The 16,302-nt window shown below is 38.3% G+C and carries 14 protein-coding genes, 1 pseudogene and 1 riboswitch; of the genes and pseudogenes, 13 read left to right on the forward strand and 2 right to left on the reverse strand.

The annotated features are described in order from the left end of the window. The first annotated feature begins 51 nt into the window (after nucleotides 1-51). The 4 genes from LIS78_RS01955 to LIS78_RS01970 all read left to right on the forward strand — a co-directional run bounded on the left by LIS78_RS01955 (nucleotide 52) and on the right by LIS78_RS01970 (nucleotide 1,675). Nucleotides 52-213, forward strand: a complete 162-nt coding sequence (locus LIS78_RS01955; RefSeq protein WP_229754502.1) for a DUF3237 family protein — start codon at nucleotides 52-54, stop codon at nucleotides 211-213. Nucleotides 214-233: 20 nt separating this feature from the next. After that, nucleotides 234-722, forward strand: a complete 489-nt coding sequence (gene padC / locus LIS78_RS01960) for a phenolic acid decarboxylase (protein ID WP_195781355.1) — start codon at nucleotides 234-236, stop codon at nucleotides 720-722. A 189-nt stretch (nucleotides 723-911) separates the two neighbouring features. Beyond that, entirely contained in the window at nucleotides 912-1,295 is a 384-nt protein-coding gene (locus LIS78_RS01965; RefSeq protein ID WP_195781354.1) for an OsmC family protein, read from the forward strand. Between the two features lie 134 nt (nucleotides 1,296-1,429). Continuing rightward, complete coding sequence (locus LIS78_RS01970) at nucleotides 1,430-1,675, forward strand: hypothetical protein (RefSeq protein WP_245210644.1); 246 nt, start codon at nucleotides 1,430-1,432, stop codon at nucleotides 1,673-1,675. On the opposite strand, the gene LIS78_RS01975 is transcribed toward LIS78_RS01970, so the two are convergent. Then, complete coding sequence (locus LIS78_RS01975; RefSeq protein WP_195781353.1) at nucleotides 1,636-2,052, reverse strand: pyridoxamine 5'-phosphate oxidase family protein; 417 nt, start codon at nucleotides 2,050-2,052, stop codon at nucleotides 1,636-1,638. The two genes, LIS78_RS01970 and LIS78_RS01975, sit on opposite strands and share 40 nt — an antisense overlap. A 200-nt stretch (nucleotides 2,053-2,252) precedes the next feature. Here LIS78_RS01975 and cax point away from each other — a divergent pair, with 200 nt between their 5' ends. Further along, nucleotides 2,253-3,308, forward strand: a complete 1,056-nt coding sequence (gene cax, locus LIS78_RS01980; protein ID WP_195781352.1) for a calcium/proton exchanger — start codon at nucleotides 2,253-2,255, stop codon at nucleotides 3,306-3,308. 177 nt (nucleotides 3,309-3,485) lie between these two features. After that, nucleotides 3,486-4,286 (forward strand): YfkD famly protein, encoded by an 801-nt coding sequence (locus LIS78_RS01985; protein WP_013081530.1) that lies wholly within the window; start codon nucleotides 3,486-3,488, stop codon nucleotides 4,284-4,286. A gap of 36 nt (nucleotides 4,287-4,322) precedes the next feature. On the opposite strand, the gene yfkAB is transcribed toward LIS78_RS01985, so the two are convergent. After that, nucleotides 4,323-5,441, reverse strand: coding sequence for a radical SAM/CxCxxxxC motif protein YfkAB (gene yfkAB / locus LIS78_RS01990; protein ID WP_013055141.1), 1,119 nt, complete (start codon nucleotides 5,439-5,441; stop codon nucleotides 4,323-4,325). Nucleotides 5,442-5,644: 203 nt separating this feature from the next. Between yfkAB and LIS78_RS01995 the strand changes: the two genes are divergently transcribed. The 7 genes and pseudogenes from LIS78_RS01995 to LIS78_RS02025 all read left to right on the forward strand — a co-directional run bounded on the left by LIS78_RS01995 (nucleotide 5,645) and on the right by LIS78_RS02025 (nucleotide 15,942). After that, complete coding sequence (locus tag LIS78_RS01995; protein WP_252284589.1) at nucleotides 5,645-5,830, forward strand: SE1561 family protein; 186 nt, start codon at nucleotides 5,645-5,647, stop codon at nucleotides 5,828-5,830. 163 nt (nucleotides 5,831-5,993) lie between these two features. Next, nucleotides 5,994-7,535 carry a fumarate hydratase gene (locus LIS78_RS02000; RefSeq protein WP_280640299.1) on the forward strand — a complete coding sequence of 514 codons (1,542 nt, stop codon included), beginning with the start codon at nucleotides 5,994-5,996 and terminating at the stop codon, nucleotides 7,533-7,535. A gap of 94 nt (nucleotides 7,536-7,629) precedes the next feature. Next, complete coding sequence (pdaA, locus tag LIS78_RS02005; protein ID WP_195781351.1) at nucleotides 7,630-8,439, forward strand: delta-lactam-biosynthetic de-N-acetylase; 810 nt, start codon at nucleotides 7,630-7,632, stop codon at nucleotides 8,437-8,439. 162 nt (nucleotides 8,440-8,601) lie between these two features. Continuing rightward, nucleotides 8,602-9,987, forward strand: coding sequence for a 23S rRNA (uracil(1939)-C(5))-methyltransferase RlmD (rlmD, locus tag LIS78_RS02010; protein WP_209150847.1), 1,386 nt, complete (start codon nucleotides 8,602-8,604; stop codon nucleotides 9,985-9,987). 338 nt (nucleotides 9,988-10,325) lie between these two features. Further along, nucleotides 10,326-11,675, forward strand: a pseudogene (locus tag LIS78_RS02015) (FAD-binding oxidoreductase). Nucleotides 11,676-11,874: 199 nt separating this feature from the next. Beyond that, nucleotides 11,875-11,955, forward strand: a riboswitch (glycine riboswitch). Between the two features lie 160 nt (nucleotides 11,956-12,115). After that, nucleotides 12,116-13,468, forward strand: a complete 1,353-nt coding sequence (locus tag LIS78_RS02020; RefSeq protein WP_209150848.1) for an amino acid permease — start codon at nucleotides 12,116-12,118, stop codon at nucleotides 13,466-13,468. Between the two features lie 332 nt (nucleotides 13,469-13,800). Further along, entirely contained in the window at nucleotides 13,801-15,942 is a 2,142-nt protein-coding gene (locus LIS78_RS02025) for a PAS domain-containing sensor histidine kinase (protein WP_195781348.1), read from the forward strand. Nucleotides 15,943-16,302 lie beyond the last annotated feature (360 nt).

The raw sequence follows: 16,302 nt of genomic DNA on the forward strand, positions 1-16,302 counted from the left end.
TAGTTACATGTTTTTATTTACAAATAAAAAGTGATCGCTAGGATACAAACAGTGCTTAAGAAAATAGCGACATTCACAATCAATGTCGGTACAACGATTGTCATTGGTCATACAGGAAGTGCAAAATATAAACGCTTACACGACCGCGTTTTTCTAGGCGCTGCTGTGAGACGCCCAGACAGCGTTGTGTTAGACATATACGAAGTGTTATAAATCAAAGGAGCGATATAAAAATGGAAAAATTTATTGGAAATCATATGATTTACACATACGAAAACGGATGGGAATATGAAATTTATATCAAAAACGAAAATACAATCGATTACCGTATTCATAGCGGAATGGTGGCAGGACGATGGGTTCGCGACCAAAAAGTAGATATTGTGAAATTAACAGAAGGTGTATATAAAGTATCGTGGACTGAACCGACTGGAACAGATGTATCTTTGAACTTTATGCCTTATGAAAAACGGATGCACGGCATTATTTTCTTCCCGAAATGGGTACATGAACATCCTGAAATTACCGTGTGCTATCAAAATAATCATATTGATTTAATGCATGAATCCCGTGAAAAATACGAAACATATCCGAAATACGTTGTACCCGAATTTGCTGACATTACATTTATCAAAAATGTCGGAGCGAACAATGAGGAAGTTATCGCTCAAGCGCCTTACGAAGGAATGACAAATGATATTCGCGCCGGAAAATTAATTTAACACAGAGTCATAAAAAAGGCTGAGACAAAAGTATTTTAGTTGAAGGAAGATCCGAACGATGAATCGAGATTCTTGATGGAGAATCAAATTCGTTCGGATTTTTTTATGGTGACGGTGTAACAAGTATCCATATTGAGAGTAGTTGGTTATATAAAAAGCGGTTTATAATGAAGTAAAGGAGTGAAGAAAATGGAATTCAACATGAAAAAAGAGGCGGGGTTTACAACAAATCTTCCTTATGGAGAGCTACATATCGCCGGAGATGAAGAGTATGGCTTTCGTCCGTATCAGCTAATGGTATCGTCAATTGCTGTTTGCAGCGGAGGCGTGTTAAGAAAGATTCTAGAGAAAAAAAGAATCGCTTTTTCCGATTTACGCATCCAAGCTGATGTGACACGAAATGATGAAAAAGCGGGGCGAATCGAAAAAATTCATTTGCACTATATCATCACAGGAGAAGACCTGCCATTAGACAAAATTGAAAAATCAGTTGAGCTAGCACGAAAAAATTGTTCGATGCTACAGTCGGTTGTGGACAGTATTGAAGTGACAGAAACTTTCGAAATTAAATGAGGTTGGGACAAAAGTATTTTAGTTGAAGAAGATCCGAACGATGAATCGAGATTCTTGATAGAGAATCAAATTCGTTCGGATTTTTTTAGGGTGATGATGCACGTAGGTTTTATGTATGTAGGTACTGCTAGCTGGTGATTGGAGGGCAAGACGAAGACTCCTGCGGGAAAAGCGCAACAGGTGAGACCGCAGGAGCGGAAGCGACGAGGAGGCTCACCGCCCGCCCGCGGAAAGCGAAGTCTGGCATGGAAATCACCAGTGTTGTCACAAGCGATCCATACGAGCTCCTTGCTCCCATTTGTTCGTCTTTAGATGGAATGGACTTAGCTACGTCTCAATCTCATATTTCCTTTGGTTTGCTTCCGGCTTTATCAAAATAGCGCATGCGTTCAGGAGTCAGCTGAAGAAGCAAATAATGTGGGTCATCTGGACTTTTAATCCACTCTTTTAACTTTTCATTCCAAAATTTCTTTTTTAACTCTTCATTTGTTTCTACATTTACTTTGGCTTCTACCTCTACATACGGATCACTCCAACCTTGCCCATCATAGCCTAACAAAATATGAACGTAAGGGTTTTTTTCTAGTTCTTCGACTTTATGGGTATCTTTATTGGTGGCGGTGTAGAGCACAAGATCTTCATGAAAAAACATCATAAAGCGTGAATAAGGTTTTCCATCTTGAATTGTAGCTAACGTTCCAATTGTATAGTCATCCAGTACGGATAAAATTTGATTTTTTACATCATTATTGCTCATTTTTTCACTCCTTATTATATCTTTTTACCCTTGGTAGTTTGGCTGATTTTTAAATATCTTAATCAAAAATCAATTAAGGGTTTATCATTTATAAAAATAGGTTAAAAATACTAACATTGACGGTGAGTCTATACAAATTCCATTAATTTGATATGATTGATTTTGTTGTCAAAAAATGAATAAGGTAGGTGTACATATCGATGATCAATCGGATTTTTCTTATAGCGGTTATTCTTGGGGTGCCGCTATCTGTTATTGGGCACATGATGCACTGGTCAGATGTTCTTATGTTTATTATTTACTGTTTAACAATCATTGCCCTCGCAGCTTTTATGGGGAGAGCAACAGAGAGCTTAGCTGTTGTAGCTGGTCCTCGAATAGGCGGTCTATTAAATGCTACGTTTGGTAACGCTGTAGAATTAATTATTTCTATTTTTGCTCTAAAAGAAGGCCTTACAGCTGTGGTGCTTGCATCGTTAACCGGTTCTGTATTAGGAAATCTTCTTCTTGTAGGCGGTCTTTCATTCTTCATCGGGGGATTAAAATTTAAGCGTCAAGAATTTAATGTCTATGATGCAAGACATAATTCTGGATTATTGATCTTTGCCGTTATCGTTGCGTTTGTTATTCCTGAAGTGTTTGCTAGCGAAATGGACGAAGCGAAGACCATGTCCCTGAGTGTTGGAATCTCCATTATTCTCATCATCTTGTACTTGGCGGCGTTATTTTTTAAGCTGGTAACGCATCGAGGCGTATATCAGCATAAAAGTGAAGAAGTGGAAGAACATGAGGAGCCAGAGTGGTCAATGTGGAAAGCGATTGCTGTTCTCTTTTTGTCTACGTTAGCTGTAGCTTACGTATCCGAAAGCTTGGTTAGCACAATCGAAATTGTATCGGAAAGCTTTGGCTGGAGTGAGCTGTTCATCGGGGTCATCATTGTAGCGATTGTTGGGAACGCGGCAGAGCATGCTTCCGCTATTATTATGGCCGTTAAAAATCGCATGGGTGTAGCTGTTGAAATTGCTGTTGGATCAACTTTACAAGTAGCGATGTTTGTAGCACCGATATTAGTGTTAGTTTCTCTATTGTTCGAAAACCAAATGTCTCTTGTCTTTACTTGGCCCGAGTTGATCGCGATGGTAACGGCCGTATTTTTAACTATTGCTATTTCTAATGACGGAGATACAAACTGGTTCGAAGGTGCAACTCTTTTAGGTGCTTATATTATTATGGGAATTGGTTTTTATCTTATTTAAAAAAGAAGAGGCTGGGACAAAAATGTTTTAGTTGAAAGAAGATCCGAACGATTAATCGTTCGGATTCTTTTGGTGTAAGCAAATGTAAGAATTTCCCTTTTGGTATTCAGGATAAAACAGGAGATGTTTGAAAAAACTATGGTTGCATTCATTAACGATGTTGAAAGGAGTTTCTAGATGTTACGTAAATTGCTTTTATTTGTGTTTACCATCATTATTTCATTTTCATGTTCAACGAAGATCGCCATTGCTAAAACAGCTCAGCCTACCATCAACGTGCCTTCTTCAGCTTTAAATATTTCAAAAGAAAATACCTATCCAAATGCTAGTCAAGACACGCCATATTTGCAGCCGAGTGAGTTTACAAAAGAGCTCATTGAAACATCAAATGTAAAAATTGAAAACCCTGATTTAATTCGTATATTAAATGAATCAAACATTTCTAAAACTCCATGGGCAATTGGTTTCAGAGCAACCGTCTTTTTAGGACAGTGGCCATTGAATTACGAATCAACAGAAACAAACGTTAACTGGCAGCACCAGCGAATCAATACAAATCATTATGACAACAGAGCAGGAAAAACTCAGTACAAAATGATGTACAGTCAGGAAAATCAAAGCCATGTAAAAGGCGGATTAACAGCAAAAGTGCCTCAGCCTGATCATGTTAAACAAATGATGCTAATTGAAGCAGCTAAAAAAACAAAGCTCACTTTATCATTTCAAACGTTTGTAGGTGCCGGAACGAAAAAAGACCAGGTCTATAACGTAGCTCCCAAAAAAGTAGGTTATCTGTATGCGTATACGCCTGCTGTAAGTGAAAAGGGAAAAGTAACATATGGAGAAGTGTATGTAACGGTAAAAGGCAGCAAGCGTTCAATTGTGGTGAGAAATGTAACGTCTCAAGGAATTGGAGCATGGATTCCAGTACAAGATTATGTTTCCTTAAGCTTTGGAGCTTATGACCAGCCGAGATAACAAAAAAGAGATTCCCACGATGGAATCTCTTTTTTGTTATTTTGTAATGCTCGCTTGGAGCTTGCTAAAATCAGTATCTTGATAATAGCTGTTTTTCACCAAGATATTAGGTCCTAAACAAGACACTGCTGAACAATGACAGCTAAGTTCTTTAGAAATCGTGCTTTGCTGCCACGTATCAAAAGCGTCTGTAAGCTTTGTATCTTGAATGTTGCCAAGAGGAGGCGTATCACCAAAATCCGTTACAATAATATCTCCGTCAAAAATATTTACATTTAGGCGAGAGCGCCCGTCTGGATCGTTTCGGACGGTTACATTTTTACTGCTATATAAGCGCTGTAAGAGCGTTAAGTCTTCCTCATTATTACTGCATGCATAAAACGGCAACGTGCCGAATAGCATCCACACATTTTCATCTCGAATATCAAGAAGGTGATGAATAGCTTGACGCATTTCAGGAAGAGATAATGTTTCTAGAGTGCTGGCAAAGTCACTTGGATACATAGGGTGTACTTCGTGACGCTGACAAAGCATTTCATCAACAATTTGACGATGAATCTTTTCCATATGAGGAAGCGTACGTTTATTTAACATCGTTTCAGCTGATACGGTTACACCTGCTTTTACAAGCGCGCGGCTGTTTTCAATCATACGGTCGAAATATTTGGCGCGCTGCTCATAAGTAGGCTTTCGCTCCATCATTGCAAAGCCAGCTTCCACAAAATCGTCCATCGTTCCCCAGTTGTGAGAAATATGTAAAACATCTAAATAAGGAATGATTTGTTCGTAACGAGCAAGATCTAATGTTAAATTTGAATTAATCTGTGTACGGACACCTCGTTCATGTGCATACTTTAATAAAGGCACCACATAATTTTTCACAGAAGATAGAGACATCATAGGCTCTCCGCCCGTAATGCTTAACGCCCGAAGAGTTGGAATTTCATCGAGACGTTTTAAGATTAAATCAAGCGGCAGTGCGTTTGGGTCTTTTGGCTGCAGCGTATATCCAACTGCGCAGTGCTCACATCGCATATTACAAAGTGTCGTTGTGGTGAATTCAACGTTTGTAAGCGTCGGTTTGCCATATTGTTTCATATCTAAATACGCTTCCCACGGATCGAACTCCGGGGTAATTCGTTGTAAAGTGGCCATAAAAAAACTCCTTTTATTTTTCCGTAAAGTGAAATGATGATGAAAACATCTCACAGTCCGTCCTGCTAGACTAAATTATACGTCCCATTCAAAACGGACACCAGTGACTATTATGGATTTTATTGCTTTTAGTTGTCAAATATGAAAGTATTCGTTAGGATATAAAGAAATACGAATGAAAAGCTATATCAGGAGGTTTTAAAATGGGAAACGCCGTTCGGGATAAAGATTCACAAGTACGTTATTTAAAAGATCGTTTAAATATGTTTGTACACGTATTAGACTCCATGGAGCCTCAAAACACAGATCTAGAAGACATTGACCGTTTGATTACGATGATTGATGACCTCGAAGCAAAATGTGAGCAGTTTAAAAAAGATAAAGAATGAACGAGAAAAAAAGCGCTAGAAAAACTAGCGCTTTTTTGCTTGAAGTGGAAATCCTCCTATAAAGGTCTTTCGAAACAATTTTTGAAGGAGTATAATAAATTTTGAAAGTTGTACGACAGATAGATAAATACATACATTAGCGGGATATGGGAGGAATTAAGTGATGATTGAAGCTTTAAAACAAAGCATGTACGATTTAATTGTTGAAACATCTACAAAATTGCCAAAAGACGTTCGACGTGCTATCGCAAAGGCAAAAGCGCGTGAAAATGCAGGAACGCGTGCAGCAATGTCTTTAGCGACCATTACCAATAATATTAAGATGGCGGATGATAATTTATCGCCAATTTGTCAAGATACAGGTATGCCAACATTTAAAATTAAAGCCCCTGTAGGAGTGAATCAGCTTCAAATTAAAGAAGCAATTTATTGGGCAATTGAAGAAGCAACAAAGCACGGAAAGCTTCGCCCTAACTCCGTAGATTCGTTAACGGGAGAAAACAGCGGTAATAATTTAGGCGGCGGCACGCCGGTTATTAAGTTTGAACAGTGGGAAAATAACTATATTGATGCGCGTCTTATTCTAAAAGGCGGCGGCTGTGAAAATAAAAACATTCAGTACAGCCTGCCTTGTGAAGTAGAAGGTTTAGGTAGAGCTGGCCGTGATTTAGACGGCATTCGTAAATGTGTGATGCACTCTGTGTATCAAGCACAAGGTCAAGGCTGTAGTGCCGGCGTCATTGGTGTTGGAATCGGTGGCGACCGTACAACAGGCTATGAATTAGCAAAAGAGCAGCTATTCCGAAACTTAGATGACGAAAATCCAAATGCTCAGCTGAAAGAATTAGAAGAGTATGTAATGGAAAATGCCAATAAGTTAGGAATTGGTACAATGGGCTTTGGCGGAGAAACGACATTACTTGGCTGTAAAGTCGGCGTAATCAATCGTATTCCTGCTAGCTTCTATGTGTCAGTTGCGTATAATTGCTGGGCTTACCGCCGTTTGGGCGTTAAAATCAATGCCGATACAGGAAGCGTTCAAGAGTGGCTGTATCAAGAAGGCGAAGAAGTAGATTTTAATAAAAATGCAGGCGCAGAAGAGAAACAAAATGCAGATGAAACAAAAGAAGTTGTATTACAAGCACCTATTACAGAAGAGCAAATTCGTGAACTAAAAGTTGGCGACGTGGTGCGCATCAACGGTATGATGTACACAGGACGCGACGCTATTCATAAGCATTTAACAGATCACGATGCGCCAATTGATTTAAATGGACAAATCATTTATCACTGTGGTCCGGTTATGTTAAAAGACGAAGATGAAAAATGGCACGTAACCGCTGCAGGACCAACAACAAGTATCCGTGAAGAACCTTACCAAGGAGATATTATGAAGAAATTTGGTATCCGCGCGGTTATCGGTAAAGGCGGTATGGGTCCTAAAACGCTTGCTGCTCTTCAAGAGCATGGCGGCGTATACTTAAATGCTATCGGCGGAGCTGCACAGTACTATGCTGATTGTATCAAGAGCGTAGAAGGCGTTGATTTGATGCAGTTCGGTATTCCTGAAGCAATGTGGCATTTAAAAGTAGAAGGCTTTACAGCTGTAGTGACGATGGATTCACACGGAAACAGCTTGCATGCGGATGTAGACAAGTCTTCATTTGAAAAGCTTGAGCAATTTAAAGAACCGGTATTTAAATAAACATACGTCCGGAACGTATGGTAAAAAGTAACGTTCATGAACGAGAAAATTGAGTGGATACTAAGCGTAAAATGACTTCCGAAAGGAGCTTCTTATGCGCCGGTTCACCTTTTTTCTCGTTTTTTTATTCGTGATGTCAACAGGCATAGCATCTGTTGAAGCACAAATGTATCCAAACACTCCGATCAGCTGGGGATTTCAAAAAAGTAAAAATCACAAGCCCGCATCCGCAGGTACAGCTTATGAACAAATTCTTGCTAAGTATGATGCTTTTTACCTCGGAGATACAAATAAAAAAAATATTTATTTAACGTTTGACAACGGTTATGAAAATGGTTATACACCGCAGGTATTAGACGTGCTCAAAAAAAGAAAGGTTCCTGCCACGTTCTTTGTAACAGGACACTATTTAAAAGAAGAGCCTAAGTTAATTAAGCGAATGGTAAAAGAAGGGCATATTGTCGGCAATCATTCATGGCATCACCCTGACTTAACTCAAGTGGATGATGCACGTTTTAAAGAGGAATTGCAAAAAGTAAAAGATGAATACAAGAGTATTACTGGTCATGATGAAATGAAGTATCTTCGCTCACCTAGAGGTGTATTTAGTGAACGAACGCTAGCTCTTTCAAAGCAAGAGGGCTATACGAATGTATTTTGGTCACTTGCATTCGTTGACTGGAAAGTGAATGAACAAAAAGGCTGGCGCTACTCATACGACAATATGATGGCTCAAATACATCCAGGTGCGATCATGCTTTTGCATACCGTTTCAAAGGATAACGCAGATGCGTTAGATCAAGCGATTGTGGATTTAAAAAAGCAGGGCTATACGTTTAAAAGTATTGATGATTTAATGAATGAACGCAAACAAATGAAGAAAAGTCCTTCTAAAACGAAATAAAGATAAAAACCGACGGGAATGTTTCTCCTGTCGGTTTTTTGCTGTTGAAGTGTTATAATATGCGTTGATGTCTTTTTTAAAGCGATACGGTCTAATAGGTTTTAAGCAGCTAAAGACCGTTAATAACTATATAAAGAATTTAAACTAATCGGAGTTGGTCTCATGAATAAACCAAAAACTGAAATGAAAGTTCAAAAAGGACAAACATTTCCGTTGACGATAAAAAGACTCGGTATTAATGGAGAAGGTGTAGGATATTTTAAGCGCCAAGTCGTCTTCGTGCCGGGAGCATTACCAAATGAAGAAGTGGTTGTAGAAGCAACAAATGTTCAGCATAAGTTTGCCGAAGGGAAAATCAAGCGAATTCGCAAAAAATCTCCTCATCGCGTAGATGCACCCTGTCCTATTTACGAACAATGCGGAGGTTGTCAGCTTCAGCACTTATCCTATGAAGGTCAGCTAGAATCTAAGCGCGATATTGTTCTGCAAGCGTTCGAACGTCACAGTTCATTAAAAAAAGTAGAAGCGAAAACACGCCAAACAATTGGCATGGAAGATCCTTGGGGCTATCGTAATAAATCACAGTTCCAAGTAGGTGTGGATAAACAAAAAGTCATCGCTGGTTTGTATGGACTGAATTCTCATCGATTGATTGACATTGAAAACTGTCCTATTCAGCATGGAGCCACGAATCACGTGACAAAAGAAATAAAACGAATTTTACAAGATCTTCAAATTCCTATCTACAATGAACGCAAACGCCGTGGTATTGTACGTACCATCGTATCTCGAGTAGGATTTGAAACGGGTGAAGTACAAATTGTCTTGATCACGGCTAAACAAGAAATTCCGAAAAAAGAGCTGTTGATTAAAGAAATTAAGCGTCGTCTACCGGAAGTGAAATCGCTCGTGCAAAACGTAAATGGTCAAAAAACATCGCTTATTTTTGGAGACGAAACGTTTACACTCGCTGGAAAGTCGGTGATTCAAGAAACGTTAGGAGATATCTCGTTCGAACTTTCAGCGCGTGCATTTTTCCAGCTGAATCCTCTTCAAACAGTGAAGCTATATGATGAAGTAAAAAAAGCAGCTGCGCTAACAGGCAATGAAAAAATTGTAGATGCTTACTGCGGAGTAGGTACAATTGGCTTATGGCTTGCTAAAGATGCCAAAGAAATTCGCGGAATGGATACGATTGAAGAATCGATTGTAGATGCGAGAAAAAATGCCAAAGATCATGGATTTGAACATGCCACATATGTGACGGGGCCAGCTGAAAAGTGGATGCCGAAGTGGGTAAAAGAAGGCTGGAAGCCAGAAGTTATCGTCGTTGACCCGCCGCGAACAGGCTGTGATGATAAGCTTCTAAAAACAATTTTACAAGTGAAGCCAAAGAAAGTGGTTTACGTTTCTTGTAATCCATCCACATTAGCGAAAGATGTGCAGCAGCTGTCGAAGGCTTATAATGTTGATTACATTCAGCCTGTGGATATGTTCCCTCATACAGCACACGTGGAGAATGTGGTGAGTTTGACGTTAAAGAAATGAATAGAAAAAGAGTAAAGGGCAGATTTGATTTTGCTCTTTTTTCTTTGAGCTGTACTCTTATTAGTGGGAAAAATCGTTAAAACTCAACATCTGTTCTTTTAGTATAAAAAATATCTTAGTATAGTGAAATGAAATTCCCATAAAGTTTAGTCTTGGACAGTGTTACATCACCAAAGAGAGATTACATCACAGCTTTAATATATTTAAAATAAACTACACTGATGTTTTTTATACAAATAATAAACGCAAATTCTATCTCAAAATCCACACCCTTAACCCATCAAGAATATTATAGTAATAAAACTACCAAAAAGTATGTACAGAGGGGCAGAGGTCAAATGGACTCAATGTTTTTAAAAGGGCTTACTGGCGAAGTGGTAACGCCGAAAGACTCGATTTATGAGGAAGCTCGTCAGGAATGGAATCGCGCTATTGATAAATTTCCGCTTGTGATTGTATACTGTGAAAAAAAGCAGGATGTTGTGAATGCGATCCACTGAGCGCGCAAGCATCGTGTTGATATTCGTATTCGATCTGGCGGTCATCATTATGAAGGATATTCTACGGGTGACTGTGTATTAGTCATTGATATTAGTCGATTAAATGGGTTGAAATTGGATAAAAAGCGAAACATTTTAAAGATGGAAGCAGGAGCAAAAAATACGGAAGTGTATGATTTCATCGGATCTAACGGATATGTGTTTCCAGGAGGAACGTGTCCGACTGTTGGCGTGTCTGGCTTTACGCTCGGTGGAGGTTGGGGGCTTTCGAGCAGACTTTACGGATTAGGGTGCGACAGCTTGATAGAGCTAGAGTTAGTCAATTATGAAGGAAAGCTCATTAAGGCAAACAAATCTTGTAACGCTGATCTTTTTTGGGCATGCCGAGGTGCCGGTGGGGGGAACTTTGGCGTTGTGGTAAGCATGACGTTTCAGCTTCCAAAGCCAACGAACAGCTCTGTTACGCTTGTTCGTTTTTTTTATGTAGGTACTACAAAGGAAAAACAGGCACAAGTGATGAATATAAGGCAAAACTGGCTGCCTGAACTGGACAAACGTATGACGCTAGTTGCAAGCTTTTATAATGCTGAAGGAGAAGGTTTAGGCATATTTGCGAACGGCTTCTTTTACGGCTCCACAGAAAGAGCTCGAAAGATTTTGCAGCCTTTTGCAGAAGTAGAAGGGTTCCGAATAGAGCTGGAATCATTACCTTTTCTTGAAGCGGTAAAAAAAGTAGAAGCAACCTATCCTCCATTTGAAAAATTTAAGTCAACGGGAAGGTTTGTGCAAAGAAGTTATTCACTTGGTGAGCTTGAAAATCTTGCAGAGCTGATACAGCGTCCGGCAGAAGGTTCTGTTTATGCTGCGATTTCTTTTTATGCACTAGGAGGAGAAATTCGCCTTGTTGGTAAAAGAGAAACGGCCTTTTTCTACAGGAACGCCAGGTATATTATGGGGTTTCAGTCTGTATGGACAGAAGATGCATATGCAAGAGCAAACAGAGATTGGCTTCGCAAGCGATTTGAATATACTAAAAGTATTACGGTAGGTTCCTATGTAAATTTCCCTATCAGCAACCTTAGAAACTATGAGCGAGAGTATTTTGGAGACAACGCAGAGAGATTAGAAAGAGTGAATAAAAAGTACGATCCGTTTAATGTGTTCAGGTTTCCGTGGGGACTTAGGTAGCGTGCGGAAAAGGATACCAAGTTGACGATTGAACCTGTTCGATTACCTTCTTTTGAAGAAGGTAAATAAATGAAAGTAATCTTTCCTGTTGACAAAGCATCCAACTGGTATTAGAATAAACAACTATTCGACAGTCATTCTATTGATTGAAAAATTTAATACGTAGAAAGCTATGATTGCTATGGATCACACTATAGCAGGAGCAGCTTCTGGAGAGATCGCGATAGTTTCGCGACGCCGAAGGGTTCACAATCTCAGGCAAAAGGACAGAAGAGTACCGGATATTTATTTGGCATGTTACTAATTGTCAGCATGTACCATAATATTTGTTATTCTTATGACCATGAGATTGGAGCGCATCCAATCTCTTTTTTTATTGGACTTTATTTGTAGTCCGCACGATCGCATCAAAGGTTTTATTGTTAGAGGAGGAGTTAGAGTTGGAACAACGAGAATTAAAGAGGGATTTATCCAATCGTCATGTTCAGCTAATCGCGATTGGAGGAACCATTGGTACGGGATTATTTTTAGGTTCTGGTAAAGCAATACAGCTTGCAGGTCCCTCTATCATCTTTGCTTATTTAATTGTTGGTATTGCGCTTTTCTTTGTGATGAGAGCGTTAGGAGAACTACTGCTGTCTAAAGCAGGTTATCAATCGTTAACGGATATTGCTGAAGAATATCTTGGACCGTGGGCTTCATTTGTAACGGGATGGACCTACTGGTTTTGCTGGATCATGACAGCTATGGCTGATGTGATTGCAGTTGGTGTATATGTGAAATATTGGTTCAATATTCCTCAGTGGATTCCCGCACTTATTTGTGTAGTCATTTTATTAGGGCTTAACTTATTAACCGTAAAATTATTTGGAGAATTAGAGTTTTGGTTTGCTTTAATAAAGGTTATTACGATTCTTGCATTAATTATTATTGGCGTTATTTTGCTGGTAATGGGATTTAAAACAGACGCGGGATCCGTTACTGTTCAAAATCTTTGGAATCATGGAGGACTGTTTCCAAATGGGGTTTCAGGTTTCTTACTTTCATTCCAAATGGTTATATTTGCATACGTCGGGGTTGAATTGGTAGGGGTATCGGCAGCAGAAACATCAAATCCCCAAAAAAATATTCCATCGGCCATTAATAAAATTCCGCTGCGAATCTTATTTTTCTATGTTGGAGCGCTTATCGTCCTCTTATTTATTAACCCGTGGATGGAATTAAATGCAGCAGAAAGCCCATTTGTTAAAACCTTTAGTTTAGTCGGAATTCCGCTTGCTGCTGGAATTATTAATTTTGTTGTATTAACTTCAGCCGCTTCTGCTTGTAATAGCGGAATGTTTTCAACAAGCCGTATCTTATATAATTTAAGTAAAAATGACCAAGGGCCATCTAAGTTTGCAAAACTGAACAAAAACCACGTACCAAGCAACGGATTGTTTGTATCTACGCTGGTCATTTCAGCGGGAGCTCTTTTAAGCAAACTTATACCAGACCAAGCTTTCGGCATCGTAACGACCATTAGCGCTATTTGTTTTATTTGGGTGTGGAGTATCATTCTTATTTGCCATCTAAGGTATAAAAAGACGCGTCCGCAGCTGCATGCAGCATCAGCATTCAAAGCACCGTTAACACCATTTATAAACTATGTTGTGCTAGCTTTGTTTGCGGTGATTCTTGTTATTATGCTGTTTTCTGACGCGACGCGCCCAGCCTTATTGTTGACGCCCGTTTGGTTTATTCTCTTATTTATTTTTTACTGGACTAGAAGGAAAAAGAAAATAAATCTTTAAAGGCCAGAAAATCAGCAGGGAATAAACATGATTTTTTATAAAAGAATATAGTAAATTTGTGACCTCATCACTCCGTGATGAGGTCTTTTTAGTGGAGGATAAATAATTGATTTCTACTGCATGAATAAAATGCAGGAAGCAAAGTTTATAGAAGAAAACTAAAAATTTGTTCTAACAGAAAACACAGTGAGAAAGCTCATAGTTTTCTGATAGGAATGTAGAACAAATTGCTTTTCTTCTGTGTCTAAAGATGGAATTCCGTCATTTATATGGAAAAGTTTTCATTTTGCAGTACAATGGAGGTAGACTTCATTAGATTAAGGTGAACAAACATGAAATGGTTTAAATCTCATACGTTTTGGAAAATCTTCACGATTAATGTGCTTCTTATTTGTACCGTACTTACGCTAATGTTTATTGTTTCAAGAGTGATGCTGCCTAATATTTCTCAAGATCAATATCGACAGGTAACTGATAAAACCGTCAAGAGAATGAAAGAGCAAATTAACGTCGTCATTAAAGATATTTGGAGCCTGGGTGACGAGGTACAGCAAGATCCTATTTTTTTATCGGATGATGAACAAGAAATAGACAAAGAATTGCAGAAAATAGTTAATATTTCACCGTATATCGATAGCGGAACCATTTTTAATGTAAAAGGGTATGTTGAGCATTATTACCCGAATGATTTAAAGAATATGAAACATGTGAACTTAAGTAAAAGAAAATATTTTCAAGAAGCGCTGCGAACCAAAAAAATATATTTAAGCGATGTCGTTTCAGCAGATACAAAGCACTACATTGTGGTGATGGCGATTCCTATTTTGGATGGGCAGCACAATGTAAAAAAGGTCATAAATTTAGCGCTGCGAATTGAAGAAAATAAAAGTTTTCAATCCATCTTTCAAACGTTCGATATAGGAGAGAACGGCTATACATTTATTGTAGACCGCAATGGTAGAATTATTTCTCACCCAGAGAAACAGAGAATCGGTGAAAATGCTAAGAAAAATGAAATCGTTCAGAAAACGATGAACCATAAATCAGGATATCAGCGCGTTGTGAACACCGAAGGTAAGTATTTCTTTGCGTCTTTCGAATATATTCCTGTTTTGGATTGGGGAATTGTCGCTGAATTACCCGTTGAAGAAATTTACAGGCCTTATGAAATGTTTGAAAAAACGCTTTGGATCGTTTCAGGCGTTACGATTTTACTGCTTTCTTTTTTTACTGCGTTATATGCAAGGCAAATTGTGAATCCTATTCATAAACTATATGAATTGGCGGGACAAGTAGCGCGCGGGAATTTTAATCAAAAAATTCCGGAACGAGAAATTGAGCGGGGCGAAATCGGTATTTTATCTAAACAGTTTAATGAAATGATTAGCTATATACGCCATTCTAAAGCAAATTTACAGCAAAAAGAAAATCAGCTGCAGGAACAAAAAACGTTTTTAAGACAAGTCATTGACATTAATCCAAGCTATATTTATGCTATCAATCAAAAAAGGGAGTTCATTCTCGTTAATGAATCTTTTGCGATGCTCTTAGGTGAAAAATCTGATGACTTAATTGGACAATCAATTGATAAATATCAGTTCAACCTTCAATCAGATCTTTTATATAAAGGGGCGTTTTCAAACTGTACCCAAAAAGGGATGGTATTAGAAGAACAGTTTAAAGATTCGAAAGGAAACCGGCGCTGGGTCGAAACAGCAAAACTTCCTATTATGAATGAAAAACAGGAAGTGATTCAAATGCTGTGCGTATCGACAGATATTACGGAGCGTAAAAAAGCAGAAGAGAAGTTTAGAACTTCTGAGAAGCTTGCCGTGGTAGGAGAACTTGCAGCTGGAGTGGCTCATGAAATCAAAAATCCTTTAACTTCTTTAAAGGGTTTTGTTCACTTATTAAAAGAACAACATCCCAAAGACACTTTGTATATAGATATCATGGAAACTGAATTAGAACGAATGAATGGAATCGTAGAAGAATTTTTGATGTTAGGAAAACCTCAGGTAATGAATGTTGAATCTTTGAATATGCAAGCGCTTGTTCAAGAAGTGTGCTCATTTCTTGAACCTGAAGCAGCAGAAAAAGAAGTAGCTTTCATATTTGAAAGGGACGACCAGTTACCAAAGGTGTATGGAGATAAAAATCAGTTAAAACAAGTATTTATTAATATTATTAAAAATTCTATCGAAGCAATGCCTGAAGGAGGAGCTATTCATATTACGGTTAAAGTAAAAGAAAACCACCTTTGGCTGCAGCTTGCTGATGAAGGGCAGGGTATTCCTCCTGAACGGTTAGCGAAGATAGGTGAGCCTTTTTATAGTACAAAAGAAAAAGGTACAGGTTTAGGACTGATGGTCAGCTATCGGATTATTAAAGCTCACCACGCGCAGATGACGTTTTCTAGTCAATTAGATAAAGGAACAAGTGTGGATATATTGTTTCCAATCATAAAAAAGTAGGGGAACTTCCCCTACTTTTTATTATTATACTTATAATATATCAAAAGCCTTGATAGTACTAAAATAAATGAAAGTGCTAAAGAAGATATCCACAGGTTAACAATAAGTTAACTGCTGAATTATATAGGATATTCACAACTTTATCCACACTATTCACATTTTTTCAGAAAATTTACATAAAAATTACCCACTGTCATTTCAAGTTATGAAAGCGGTAATATGCATATCCAATAAAGTTATACACATTATCCACATAATTGTGGGTAAACTTTGTGGATATAGTAGAGTATTAAAAAAACGTAAATCATACGCTTGAAATCTTCGTGTTATTATTTTTACATAATATAAAACGTCCTTCCG

This window comes from Priestia megaterium (assembly GCF_023824195.1).
GTDB lineage: Bacteria > Bacillota > Bacilli > Bacillales > Bacillaceae_H > Priestia > Priestia megaterium_D.